The following is a 12,164-nucleotide window of genomic DNA, read 5'->3' on the forward strand; positions in this document are numbered from 1 at the left end:
GCATCTCTCCCTAACCCAGCGCCTTGGCGGCCTGGTGGATGGCGGCGCGAATGCGCACATAGGTGGCGCAGCGGCAGACGTTGCCGCCCATCGCCGCGTCGATGTCCGCATCGCTCGGGTTCTTGCTTTGCGCCAGCAGCGCGCTGGCGCTCATGATCTGGCCGGACTGGCAGTAGCCGCACTGCACCACGTCCAGATCAAGCCAGGCTTCCTGCACCGCCTTGCCTTCCGGCGTAGCGCCCACGGCTTCGATGGTGGTGATTTTTTTGCCGACGGCGGCGGAGACCGGCGTCATGCACGAACGCACCGGTACGCCGTCCAGATGCACGGTGCAAGCGCCGCACATGGCGATGCCGCAGCCGAACTTGGTGCCGGTCAGACCGGCTTCGTCACGCAGAAACCACAGCAGCGGCATGTGCGGATCGCCCTCGAAGGTCAGCGGCTGATCGTTTACGGTTAAATGAATCATCAGGTTCTCTCCTTGTCAGACGCCGGATTCGCAGTGGGATTATGCAGCGGCAGGCTCAGCGAAGTGCGCGGCCGCCCGAGCAGCGCCAGCGCGTTGCCGACCGCCGGGGCGATGGTCGGCACCCCCAGCTCGCCCACGCCGGTCGGTTTCTCGCTCGAGGGCACGATGATCACCTCGATCTCCGGCATCTCATCGATGCGCAGCGGGCGGAAGTTATTGAAGTTGGACTGTTCGACCACGCCATCTTTCAGCGTGATATTGCCGTACAGCGCCAGGCTCAGGCCGTAGCCGATGCCGCCCTCGATCTGCGCGCGGATCACGTCGGGGTTCACCGCCACGCCACAGTCCACCGCGCACCACACCTTGTGCACTTTCGGGATGCCGCCTTCGCCTATCGACACCTCGGCCACCTGCGCCACATAGGTGTCGAACGCCTTGGCAACGCCCACGCCGCGCGCGCGTCCGTCCACCACCTTGGCGCCCTGCCAGTCGGCGGCTTTCGCTACCGCCCGCAGTACGCCCGCCGCGCGCGGCGCATCGCCCATCAACGCCAGTCGCCCTTCCACCGGATCCTGGCCGGTTTCCTGCAACAGCTGATCGATAAAGCTCTCCACCGCGTGGCCGGTATGGGTGCTGGCGACCGACCGCAGCGAGGTGGTCGGTACCTTGCCGGGCACGATATGCGCATCGCAGCGGAAGGCTTCGAAGGTGTATGAGACCTCGCTGGCGCCTTCGACCATCATCTGATCGAGGCCGTTGACCACCAACGCATCCATTGCGCTGTGGCGCGTCCAGGAGTGGCCGACTACGGTATCGGTCCAGCCCACCACCTTGCCGCCGCGGATGGCGCCGCGCAGGCGGTGCAGGATCATCGGGCGATACCAGCCGTTGCGGATGTCGTCCTCGCGCGTCCATACCACCTTCACGCCGTGGCCGGGGCCGATACCCTTGGCGGCCGCCGCCATGTCGGCCGCCAGATCCGGCCCCAGCGTCGGGTTGCCTAAATCGATGCGCCGGCCGAAGCTGCCGCCCGCCAGAATGGTTTCAATCTGTACCTTGTCCGGCGGCAACTCGAACAGATCGCACAGCTGCTTGTGATCGAGCGTTTGGATTTGGCAGCCGTAGCGCGCCTTGACGCTCTCGCCGTCCCAGAACAAATAGCCGTCCAGCGGCTCCATCGGCGCGTGCGCGACGTAGGGGAAGGTGTATTCGGCCTCGATCACCTTGTCGGCCTTGTCGAACACCTCGTCCGGCTTACCGAGACTCTTCGCCACCACGCCGGTTTTCTGCGCCACCTGGCGGAATTCGGCGTAGATCTCCTCGGTGTTGCGCCGTTCGGCCTGCGCATCGTCCCAGGTGACCCGCAGCCGATCCCGCCCCTGGATCGCCGCCCAGGTATTGTTGGCGTAAACCGCCACGCCGGTGGCGATTTGCTTCACCGCCACCACGCCCGGCACCGCCAGCGCGCGTTCGGCGTCAAACGTCGCTACCTTGCCGCCAAAGCGCGGCGGTTTCTTGATGGTGACGGTCAACATATCCGGCTCGTGGATATCCTGCGAGAACTGCGCGCTGCCGTTGGTTTTCGCCAGCGAATCGACGCGGTGCAGGCCGCGCGTTTTGCCGATCAGGGTAAAAGTGGCCGGATCCTTCAGCATCAGGCTGGCGGGATCGGGCGGCGGCAGCGTGGCGGCCAGCGCGGCGAACTCGCCGAAGCCCGCTTCGCGCCCGCTGGCGGCATGGCGGATCTTGCCCGCCTGCACGGTAATTTCCTGCGCGGAGGTTTTCCAACGCTGCGCGGCGGCCTGCACCAACAGCGCACGCGCCATGGCGCCCATGCGCCGCATCTGTTCATAGGCATTGGCCACCGAACTGGATCCACCGGTGCCCTGGAATCCGAACGCCAGGTTCTTGTAGACGGCGGTGTCCACCGGCGCGGCCACGACCCGCACCTGCGCCCAGTCGGCGTCGAGCTCTTCGGCGACCAGCGTCGCCATGCCGGTATAGACCCCTTGGCCCACTTCGGTGTGTTTACTGATGACGGTAACGATGCCGTCGGCGCCGATCTGGACGAAGGCGTTAGCGTCAAACGCCGTCGCGCCGGAGGCGGCCGGGGCATTCGAGCGCGCCAGCGCGCCGGTGGACGGCAGATAGGCGCCGATCACCAACGCCCCGGCGCCGACGATAAACCGCCGCCGCGAAAGCAGAACTTGGGATATGCTCATTGCTCATGACTCCAAAAAAGCCGAAGGCGTCACTGCCTTCGGCGATACAAATCTTGTTATGGGAATGGCTTGCCGCGTCTATCAGGTGATATAGCGCAACAGAGCAATAATTAGCGTAGCCTATTATTCAATAGGCTTAATGTTGAAAAGGGATTTTCTATTGGAGAATCGTGCGGTTCGAGCCGCCGAGGACAGGCGGTTGCATGAGCGAACCTTTCAGCTATAAATGAAGCACCTCCAATCTCAACGAGTCTTACCGCTATGTCGGAACACAAAAAATTTCGCTTGTATCGGCCACTGAAAGGCCTGACCCACACCTTTGGCGATCAATGGTTTGCCCTGAAAGCCGAGGCGTTCGCCCGATTCTTCGGCACGCCGACTTTCTTGGTGGGGCAAACGGTGGTGGTCGGCGTGTGGATCTATCTTAACCTGGCCGGTTTTACCAAGTTCGATCCTTATCCGTTTATTTTGCTGAACCTGGCGTTCAGCCTGCAGGCGGCCTACGCCGCACCGTTGATCTTGCTGGCGCAAACGCGCCAGGCCGAGCGCGACCAGGCGCATGCCTTGGCCGATGCCCAGCACCGGGAGGATCTGGATGAGGCGATGGCGCAGCGGCAAACCCTGGCCGAACGGCAGTCCGAACAGCTGCTTGAACTGCTGAAGCAAAATACGGAATTAACCGCCCTGACGAAGCAGATGGCCGAACGCATTGAGAACCTCACCCTCCAGTTAACCCAACGCGGCCGGCTGTAACGGCGGCTATCTCAGCTCTGCGTCGCCGCCAGATAGGAAAATACGCAGAGCAGGTTGACTTGCGCCGCCATGTTGTCACTGTCGAAGGCCACGGTCAGCGCGTCCTGACGCTGCACGCCAGGCACCAGGCTGAACAGATCCGCCAGCACCGGTTTGGCCGCCATCAGCGTCAATCGATAAGGCGCCATGAAGCGGCGCTCCACCGGCAGTTTGGCGCCCTGGCGCACCTGCTGCATCGCCCGTTCGCGGATCTCCGCTCGCGCCCGCTGCGGGCTAAGCGATTCGGCGGCGGTTTGCGAGAGGGCACGCTTCACGCACACATAGCCAGACTGCGGATAACGTTCAGCAATCCAACGTTGCAGCTCGTCGTCACCGCTCACCAGCCACAGCGGCACGTTCAACTCCGCCGCCATCGCCGCATACAGATCGCTTTCGCCCACCACTTCGCCGTTCAGGCTGACGCGATAAAAGGCCCGGCCGTTGATGGTATGCGCCAGCACGCCGCGTTCGCCGGCGGCGCTGTGATAACCGATAAACATCAGGCCGTCGTAACGTTGATGCTGCAGCCCTTCCACCATCGACAACCCGCGCGGCTTGCCCTGCACCAGGCGCGCCCGCGCATCGATGCGATCGGCGCGCAGATTCTGCATCATGGCGTGGCTGTCGGCCACCGTCACCTCGGTGGCGCCGCCGGCAAAAGCGCCGTCGATGGCGGCGTTGACCTCCTGCTCCATCAGCTCGCGCGCCACCGCATAGTCAGCGTGGGCCGGGTTGCACTGCTCCGGCCGCATCACGCCGGCAATACCCTCGATATCCGCAGAGATAAAGACCTTCACATCAGGCTCCCGTTATTTGATTTGCCGCCGCCAGCCGATCCAGCAGCGGGCCCAGCGCTGCGCGCGCATGCTGCTGGAAACCGCTAACGCCTTCGGCGCTCAGCAACGCATCCAACACCGCGTATTCGGTGGCGTCCGCCGCCGCCGCAAACAGCGGCTCCAGCCTTTCGTCCGGCAGCGTAGCCCCCAGCAATCGGGTGGAGAACGCCAGCGCAATGTCGCCGGAGCCGTGCCCCCAATGGCTGCCCACCCGCCCCAGGCCCGCGCCTGCTCTGCGGGCAATGCGGCTCAGCTGGCGGCTGTCCAGCGCCCGATCGCAGGCGATGATGATAATGACCGAACCGGCGTCCACCTGCGGCGGTGGGTCCGCCAACAGCTTGCCCAGCGCCGGGCCAACGCGCACGCCGCTCAGCGTCAGCGAGTCGAGCGTGCCGAAGTTGGCCAGCACCAGCACGCCAAGCGTGGTGCCCAGCCCCGGGCAATAGCGCGAGGCGGTGCCGATGCCGCCCTTCAGGCCGAAGCTGCTCATGCCGCGCCCGGCGCCGACGCTGCCGCGTGCAAAGCGGGTGGAATGGTTATCCAGCGCGCTGAAGACGTGCTCCTCACGCACCGCCATCGCCTGAATATCGTTGAGGTAACCGTCGTTGCACTCCAGTACCAGCGGATTAATGATGGCGCTGCCGCGGCCGATCTGCGGGTAGCGCAAGCAGCTGCGCCGCACCATGGCGTTGAACAGCGTGCCGACGGCGAAGGTGTTGCTCAGCAGAATAGGCGTCTGCAACTCCCCCAGCTCATTCAATTGCACCAACCCCAGCGGCTTGGCGAAGCCGTTGAGCACCGCGCTGCCGCACGGCAACGGTTGGTTGAACAGATCGCCCGGCGGCACGATGGCGGTGACGCCGGTCTGGCATTCGCCGTCGGCCAAGGTGTGATGCCCGACGCTGACGCCCGGCACGTCACACAGGCTGTCGGTCGGCCCGGCCGGATAGCGCGCGCCCGGCAGGCGGCGATGGCGCCGCCAATAGCTCAGCAGATTGTCGAGGCTTTGTTGTTCAAACACCTGGCTGTCTATCATGGTTCCCTCATCCGCCGTTAGCCCATCAGAAAACCAGAATATCGCGCAATACGCCGCGCCGTAAATTGAAAGCCGAAGCGGGCAGCAAAAATAGCCTGGCCCCATCACCGTTCAGACCCACTCGCAGGGCATCGAAGACGCCCTGCTGCTGCGGGGGACAGATCTGGTGCTGAAGGCGCGCAAGCGCTGCGACGTGGCGCACGGCAAAGACATGGCCATCACCCACGGCGAGTATGAAGAACTGAAGAGCGAACTCGGCGAACGCATTCTCGCCGGCAGGTGGGAGACCATTTTGGGCAGCCCGCAGACCTGAGCCTTATTGGGGTTTTAGCGGGCAATCGGATAATATAAAAAAATGAATGATTCAAAACTCGATTATGGCTCAATTGAATAAATAAACCATGACCATAATAATGACGCAAACAGAGCAAAACAATAAATCACCGGAAAAATTTCTCAATGAGTCCAAGTAGTCATTGCTGTTCTTATTTAGTTTGTTAATGGCATCGTTTTCGTTCTCAGCTTCTACGTCAACATGATGCTTTCTGAACCCCTTCCGCTTCATGTCTTTAATTATTTCTCGTGTAACCACTTCCTTTCTCAGCACCCTTGATTCATCGCTCTTTATAAAAACAACATATTTATTCATCATATACCCCATAAAAGCACAGAATTTTACTTCTATGCTGGGATTGCAGCTGTTAATTAGCGTTTGGTTCTGGATTCTCTGGCCTCTCTCGGTCCAGTGCCATTGCCGCCATACCCATTTCCTGTAGAACTGCCATTCCCCAGAAACCACTGGCGCAGGAACCACTGCCATAAGGGCTGTTTTTTGACAAGAATGACTGAAGGTATATTCTCACTGCTGAAAATAATCATATTGGAATAAAACCCAGAATAATATACCTGACTTAATTACACATAAACGCTATCGATTTAATTAATTGAACGCCAAACAATCTCAATTCCCAAGATGAATAACCCGATAAAGAAAAGGCGACGAAAAATCAGCGGGCTGCTGTGACGACGCACGATCCCACCCAACCACATGCCGCCCAGCGCCGGCAACAGCGCCAGCAGCGAGCCGCCGAGCAGCGAGCCGGGCAGTGCCTGATGCCAGGCTAATCCGGCGGCCAGCGCCAGCGTCGAGACGGTGAACGACAGCCCCAGCGCCTGTACCAGATCGTCACGCGCCAGGCCCAATGCGTTCAGATAGGGCACCGCCGGTATGACGAATACGCCGGTGGCGCCGGTCAGCACGCCGGTCACCAGGCCGCACAGCGGCCCCAGCCAAGGCTCTGCCGTGGCGGAAACGCGCCAATCGAAACGGGTGAATCCCAACAGCGCATAGCCGATCAGGCAAACGCCCAGCGCCAGCGGCGCCAGGCGGCCGTCGGTGGCGGTGAGCGCGCCGGCGCTCAGCAACGTGCCCAGCGTGACGCACAGCATCATCGGCCAGAGTCGACGGCACAGCGCCCCCAACCTCGGCCCGCACAGCAACTGCCACAGATTGGTGATCAACGAGGGTAACAGCAGCAGCGCGGCGGCCTGCCCCGGCGGCATCATCAGGCTGAGCAGCCCCATCGAGACCGTCGGCAACCCCAGACCGATCGCCCCTTTGACCGTGCCGGCCAGCGTAAAAATGCCCGTCAGGGCGATAATCTCGAGTAACGTCAGCGACATGCGTCTATCCTTATGGCGAATCAACGGCCCGATTGTGGCCGGCGCCGCGCCGCGGCACAATGCGGCAATGGCAGAGCCTGCCTGCGGCAAAGACAGAGGAAGAACGCATGCATTTTGACTTTATCGATCTGCGACTGTTGGTGGCGGTGCTCGAGACCGGCAGCATCACCGCCGGCGGCGAGCGCGTCGGGCTGTCGCTGGCCGCCGCCAGCGCCCGCATGCGCGGGCTGGAACAACAGGCCGGCGTGGCGCTGTTGACGCGCAATCCGCGCGGCGTCCAGGCGACGCCGGCCGGTGAGCGCCTGTTGCAACACGCGCGCGTGCTGCTGCAACAGCGCGACCGGCTGCGGGGTGATATGGCCGAGTTCGCGCCGGGCCAGCGCAGCCAGCTGCGCATCGTCGCCAATACCGTCGCCGCCGACGCTTTTCTGCCGGAGCTGTTGGCGGATTTTCTGGTGCTGCACCCGCACACCGACATCGCGCTGGAGGAGCTGCCCAGCCCGGCCATCGCGCAGGCCATCGCCGAACGGGCGGCGGATATCGGCATCGTGGCGGACCACGCCGATCTGCGTGGGCTGGCAAGCTACCCTTTTCGCCAGGATCGTCTGGTGCTGGCGCTGCCGCCGGGGCATGCGCTCAGCGGCCGCCGCACGCTCAGCTTTGCGGACGCCCTGCCTTTTGATTTCATCGGCCTGCCGGAAGAGAGTGCGCTGCAACAGCATCTGGAACAGCTGGCGATACGCAGCGGCGGCCCGATGCGGCTGCGGGCGCGCGCGGCTAATTTCGACGCCATCTGCCGCATGGTGCTGCGCGGCGCCGGGCTGGCGGTGGTGCCGGAAGAGAGCGCCCAACGCCATCCGGAAATTCGACACGCCGCCCTGCCGCTGACGGACGAGTGGGCGACCCGGCGTCTGTCAATCGTGGTGCGTGCACAGGCGCAGCTGCCGCTGCCGGCGCAGCGGCTGGTGGCGTTCCTGCGCCATGCCTGAGGCGGCTCAGTGCGTGCCCGGATCTGCACGCAGCCGCGCCACCTGGGCCTCCACGTCGCGCCAGGCCGGTTTGTCGCCGGCATAGCGTTGGCGCAGATAATTCACCAGCGCCGTCACCTGCCGATCGGAAAAGCTGTCCTTGAAGCCCGGCATAAAGCCCAATTCGGCGGTGGCCGGTTTGGGGATCCCTTGCAGGATCACTTTGATCAGGTTATCGGGGCGATCGCTGAAGATATTGGTGTTATTGGCCAGATCCGGGCTGACGCCGAACAGCTGCGGCCCGCCGGCGGCAGCGCTGTGGCAGGCCTGGCAAGCGCCCTGGAACAACCGCTCGCCCGCCAGCTGACCCGCAGGCAACGCGCGGGCCGCCAACTGCGCCTGCGGTTCCACATTCAGCGTCGCCTTGGTGCTCAGCGACATCACATAGTTGGCCATCGCCCGCAGATCGCTCTGCGGCAACGTCGCCAGTTCGCTGACCACCGGCCCCATCGGCCCGGCCGCCACGCCGTGCTCGGCGGAATGCCCGCTGCGGAAGTACTGAAACAGCTGTTCCTCGGTCCAGGGCTTATCCGCATTGGCCAATTGATTCAGCGCCGGCGCTTCCCACCCGTCCACCATCCCCCCCGCCAGGAAAGCCGCGCCGCCCTTTTCCGCCCCCAGCACATTGCGCGGTGAATGGCAGGCGGCGCAGTGGCCGAGCCCGTTGACCAGATAGGCGCCGCGGTTCCACTGCGCGCTTTGTTGCGGATCGGGTTGATATTCCCCCTGGCGCAGGAACAGCGCGTTCCAGCCCGCCATCAGCGGCCGCAGGTTAAACGGGAAGCGCATCTGATTGGCCGGATTGCTCTGGCGCACCGCCGGTTGCGACATCAGATAAGCGTACAGCGCCTGCATGTCGCCGTCGGTCATTTTACTGAAGGCGGTGTAAGGAAATGCCGGATACAGATGGCGGCCGTCGCGGGCGATGCCCTGGCGCATCGCCCGATCGAACGCGGTAAATGACCAGTTGCCGATGCCGGTTGCCACGTCCGGGGTAATGTTGGTGCTGTAGAGCGTGCCGAACGGCGTCGCCATCGCCAGCCCGCCGGCGTTGGTCGCCCCTTCCGACGCGGTATGGCAAACCGCGCAGTCTCCGGCGGCGGCCAACTGGCGGCCGCGCTCCAGCGTGGTGGCCGACCAGGTGCCGGCGCCGGGCGTCGCCACCGGCGCGATCTCCGCCCGCCACGGCAGAGCACTCCCCGCTATGCCCAGCACCGCGCCGAACAGCCCCGCCGCGCCACCGAACCACCATTTGCCGCGCTTCTTTTTCGTGGGCGGGGCGGCCTGCCGCTCGGCGTCCGGCCCGTTCAGCGCCTCTCGCAGCTTGTCCGAGGTGATCGGCAGCTCGCGAAAACGAATGCCGGTGGCGTCGAACACCGCGTTGGCGATGGCCGCCGCGCTGGGCACCGACGCCGACTCCCCGGCGCCCAGCGGCGGATCGTAAGGGCGCGGCATCATCACCACGTCCACCTCCGGCACCTCCGGGAAGGTCAGGATCGGGTAAGCCCCCCATTCTTTGGCGGAGACCGTCGATTCCTCAAAGGTCACGCGCTCTTTCAATACCCGGCTGGTTGATTGCAAAACGTTGCCGTGGATTTGGTGACGCACGCCGTCCGGGTTGACCATCATGCCCGCGTCGTGGCCGACCACAATGCGCGTCACCGCCACTTCGCCGCTGGCTTTGTCGATCGCCACGTCGGCCACCCAGGCGGCCCAGGCCGCGCCAAAGCCGGGAAACTTGCTGTGGATGTAACGGGCATAGGCAAAGCCGCGCCCGCGCAGCACGCCGTCTTCCGCCGGGGTCTGCATCGGTTCGGTGTGCGGCGTCCAGCCGGCGCGTTCTGCAGTGCTGCGCATCAGTTCACTGGCGCGTTCGTCATGGATATAGCGCAGCCGATATTCCAGCGGATCGACGCCGGCGGCGTGGGCCAGCTCATCGATATAAGATTCGTGGGCGAAGGTGTTCGGCAAGGCGGAAACGCCGCGCATCCAGGAGGCGCGCACGATCGGCGCCATGTCCTCGATGCTGACGCGCAGCGCCAGATACGCATAAGGCGGCACCGAAGTGCGGTCGCCCATTTCATAGGCCACCGGCAGCGGCTCAACCCGGCCGGTCAGCAACAGCGCCAGCGTCGGCGCGCCGTTGGAAGGATAATAGGTGCGAAAGTCGTAGGCGACCGGGTGCCCGGCGGCGTCCAGCCCGCCGTCCACCTCCATCAGCTGCGCCGTGCCCTTCGGTTCCCACACATGTTCTTGTTCGCGGGTCAGCTGCACCCGCACCGGCCTGCCCACCGCGCGCGACAGCAGCGCCGCGTCGGCGCAGACGTCATCGGCGCAATTGCGGCCATAGCAACCGGCCGCCTCCATGCGAACGATCTCGATCTGCGCTTCCGGGTATTCCAGCAGCCAGGCCAGATCGGCGCGCAGCAGGTGCGGGTTCTGGCTGCCTGACCAGACCTGCAGGCGCTCCGGCCGGTAGTCCGCCAGCGCGCAGGAAGGGCCAATCGAGGCATGCAGCTGATACGGCCACAGGTAGCTGCGGGTGAAACGCCTGTCGGCCGCCGCCAGTGCCGCGTCCACATCGCCGGTATCGTGCACCACCCGGGTCGAGTGCGGATTGTCGCGCAGCGCCTGCGCCACGTCGGTCATCTGCGGCAAATTGCGGCGCCAGTCTTTCCAGCTGACCTGCAGCGCCTGCGCCGCCTTGATCGCCTGCTCTTCGCGTTCGGCGACGATGCCGATGAAATCGCCGATCACCACCAGTTTGACGATACCGGGAATATGCGCGATCGAGGTTTCATCCACCGCCAGCAGGCTGGTGCCGACAAATTCGCCGCTGTCGTACCCGGCATAGGGCGGACGCACCACCCGGCCGTGCAGCATGTTCGGCAGGCGCATATCGTGTACGTAGGTGGTTTCGCCGGTCGCCTTGGCCGGAATATCGACGCGCGCGGCGCTGGTGCCCACCAGGCGATACTCCGCCTGCGGTTTCAGCGGCGCGTCGCCGGAAATCGACAGCTCGACATGACCGCCGGCCACCAGCTCGGCGTAGCTGAGCGCCTGCCCCTGCGGGCTGCGGATCACACCCTCCTCCAGCGTCAGCTGTTCCACCGACGCATCGAAGCGCTGCGCCGCCTGGCGCAACAGCCAACGGCGCGCTTCAGCGGCGGCGTTGCGCAGCGGCACGGCGGAGATCTGCAGCGTGGCGCTGGCGATGGTGGCGCCCTGATTCGGCGCGCGCTCGGTATCGCCCAACACCATTTGCACCTGATCCATGCGCAGGTACAGCTCTTCGGCGACGATCTGCCCGAGCGCGGTGCGCACGCCGGTGCCAAGATCGACATGACCGTTAAAGGCATAGATTTCGCCGCTGCCGCACAGGGCGATAAACAGCCCCTGTTCTTTGGGCTTCAGCACCGGCGTTTGCCCTTTGGGCACCGGCCCCGAAGGCGGTTGCACGCTGTCGACGATCAGCAGCACGCCGTCGCGCTGCTGCAATTCGGCCTGGCTCGGCGATGAGGGACGGGAATCAGTCATGGGCGTGGGCGTCCTCATCGCGGCAGAGAATGATGGCGCGCTGAACCGCACGCAGGATTTCGAGATGGGTGCCACAGCGGCACAGGTTGCCGGACAGCGCCTGACGGATCTCCGCCTCGCTCGGGGCGGGATTGCGATCCAACAGGGCTTTGGTGGTCATGATCATGCCGTTGAGGCAGTAGCCGCATTGCGCCGCCTGCTCTTCGATAAAGGCACGCTGCACCGGGTGCAGGCGCTGGCGATCGCCAAGGCCTTCCAGGGTCACGATCGCCCGGCCGGACACGCCGAGCGCCGGGATCACGCAGGAGCGCGCCGCCACGCCGTCGATCAACACGGTACAGGCGCCGCATTCGCCCAGGCCGCAGCCGTATTTCGGGCCGTTGAGCGCTAGATCGTTGCGCAGCACCAGCAAGAGCGGCGTATCCGCCATCACCTGCGCATGAAGCTGTTCGCCGTTCACCGACAGCATCAGCGGATGCTCCGTCAGCGTGGTTTTCGCGCCTTCCCTGGGCGATTGCACTTCAGATATCGCCATTGTTCGCGTCTCCGCCTGCATGTGAT

Annotated in this window: 10 protein-coding genes and 1 pseudogene; 3 read left to right on the forward strand and 8 right to left on the reverse strand. The window is 64.2% G+C overall.

The annotated features are described in order from the left end of the window. Positions 1 to 10: 10 nt before the first annotated feature. A complete protein-coding gene (locus FHU12_RS09565; protein ID WP_016927823.1) occupies positions 11 to 469 on the reverse strand; it encodes a (2Fe-2S)-binding protein in 459 nt (152 codons plus the stop codon). Then, positions 469 to 2,691 (reverse strand): xanthine dehydrogenase family protein molybdopterin-binding subunit, encoded by a 2,223-nt coding sequence (locus FHU12_RS09570; protein ID WP_141969000.1) that lies wholly within the window; start codon positions 2,689 to 2,691, stop codon positions 469 to 471. The genes FHU12_RS09565 and FHU12_RS09570 overlap by 1 nt, the downstream gene beginning before the upstream one ends. Positions 2,692 to 2,952: 261 nt before the next feature. On the opposite strand from FHU12_RS09570, the gene FHU12_RS09575 reads away from it, so the two are divergent. Continuing rightward, positions 2,953 to 3,444: a DUF1003 domain-containing protein gene (locus tag FHU12_RS09575; RefSeq protein WP_141969002.1), complete on the forward strand. Its 492-nt coding sequence runs from the start codon at positions 2,953 to 2,955 to the stop codon at positions 3,442 to 3,444. Positions 3,445 to 3,455: 11 nt separating this feature from the next. Here the strand turns inward: FHU12_RS09575 and FHU12_RS09580 are convergent, their stop codons facing one another. Continuing rightward, entirely contained in the window at positions 3,456 to 4,280 is an 825-nt protein-coding gene (locus FHU12_RS09580) for a M55 family metallopeptidase (protein ID WP_141969004.1), read from the reverse strand. 1 nt (position 4,281) lies between these two features. Further along, positions 4,282 to 5,355: a P1 family peptidase gene (locus tag FHU12_RS09585; protein WP_141969006.1), complete on the reverse strand. Its 1,074-nt coding sequence runs from the start codon at positions 5,353 to 5,355 to the stop codon at positions 4,282 to 4,284. Positions 5,356 to 5,461: 106 nt separating this feature from the next. Between FHU12_RS09585 and FHU12_RS09590 the strand changes: the two are divergent. Continuing rightward, positions 5,462 to 5,668, forward strand: a pseudogene (locus FHU12_RS09590) (FAD-dependent urate hydroxylase HpxO); the annotation flags it as partial. A gap of 69 nt (positions 5,669 to 5,737) precedes the next feature. On the opposite strand, the gene FHU12_RS27560 reads toward FHU12_RS09590, so the two are convergent. Then, the gene (locus FHU12_RS27560) at positions 5,738 to 6,175 is read right to left on the reverse strand and encodes a hypothetical protein (protein WP_373275561.1); all 438 of its coding nucleotides are present in this window, start codon (positions 6,173 to 6,175) and stop codon (positions 5,738 to 5,740) included. 116 nt (positions 6,176 to 6,291) lie between these two features. Next, positions 6,292 to 7,038, reverse strand: a complete 747-nt coding sequence (locus tag FHU12_RS09600) for a sulfite exporter TauE/SafE family protein (protein ID WP_060433004.1) — start codon at positions 7,036 to 7,038, stop codon at positions 6,292 to 6,294. 107 nt (positions 7,039 to 7,145) lie between these two features. Here FHU12_RS09600 and FHU12_RS09605 point away from each other — a divergent pair, with 107 nt between their 5' ends. Next, positions 7,146 to 8,027, forward strand: coding sequence for a LysR family transcriptional regulator (locus tag FHU12_RS09605; RefSeq protein ID WP_141969009.1), 882 nt, complete (start codon positions 7,146 to 7,148; stop codon positions 8,025 to 8,027). A gap of 6 nt (positions 8,028 to 8,033) precedes the next feature. On the opposite strand, the gene FHU12_RS09610 is transcribed toward FHU12_RS09605, so the two are convergent. Both FHU12_RS09610 and FHU12_RS09615 read right to left on the reverse strand, forming a co-directional pair. Continuing rightward, a complete protein-coding gene (locus FHU12_RS09610) occupies positions 8,034 to 11,603 on the reverse strand; it encodes a molybdopterin cofactor-binding domain-containing protein (protein ID WP_141969011.1) in 3,570 nt (1,189 codons plus the stop codon). Continuing rightward, positions 11,596 to 12,138 (reverse strand): (2Fe-2S)-binding protein, encoded by a 543-nt coding sequence (locus FHU12_RS09615; protein WP_047575905.1) that lies wholly within the window; start codon positions 12,136 to 12,138, stop codon positions 11,596 to 11,598. The genes FHU12_RS09610 and FHU12_RS09615 overlap by 8 nt, the downstream gene beginning before the upstream one ends. Positions 12,139 to 12,164 lie beyond the last annotated feature (26 nt).

Source organism: Serratia marcescens, from assembly GCF_006715005.1.
GTDB lineage: Bacteria > Pseudomonadota > Gammaproteobacteria > Enterobacterales > Enterobacteriaceae > Serratia > Serratia montpellierensis.

Excerpts from the sequence above, each read along its gene's own strand:
- FHU12_RS09565 (WP_016927823.1), bottom strand. The coding sequence starts at position 469 with ATGATTCATTTAACCGTAAACGATCAGCCGCTGACCTTCGAGGGCGAT.
- FHU12_RS09570 (WP_141969000.1), bottom strand. The coding sequence starts at position 2,691 with ATGAGCATATCCCAAGTTCTGCTTTCGCGGCGGCGGTTTATCGTCGGC.
- FHU12_RS09575 (WP_141969002.1), top strand. The coding sequence starts at position 2,953 with ATGTCGGAACACAAAAAATTTCGCTTGTATCGGCCACTGAAAGGCCTG.
- FHU12_RS09585 (WP_141969006.1), bottom strand. The coding sequence starts at position 5,355 with ATGATAGACAGCCAGGTGTTTGAACAACAAAGCCTCGACAATCTGCTG.
- FHU12_RS27560 (WP_373275561.1), bottom strand. The coding sequence starts at position 6,175 with ATGGCAGTGGTTCCTGCGCCAGTGGTTTCTGGGGAATGGCAGTTCTAC.
- FHU12_RS09600 (WP_060433004.1), bottom strand. The coding sequence starts at position 7,038 with ATGTCGCTGACGTTACTCGAGATTATCGCCCTGACGGGCATTTTTACG.
- FHU12_RS09605 (WP_141969009.1), top strand. The coding sequence starts at position 7,146 with ATGCATTTTGACTTTATCGATCTGCGACTGTTGGTGGCGGTGCTCGAG.
- FHU12_RS09610 (WP_141969011.1), bottom strand. The coding sequence starts at position 11,603 with ATGACTGATTCCCGTCCCTCATCGCCGAGCCAGGCCGAATTGCAGCAG.
- FHU12_RS09615 (WP_047575905.1), bottom strand. The coding sequence starts at position 12,138 with ATGGCGATATCTGAAGTGCAATCGCCCAGGGAAGGCGCGAAAACCACG.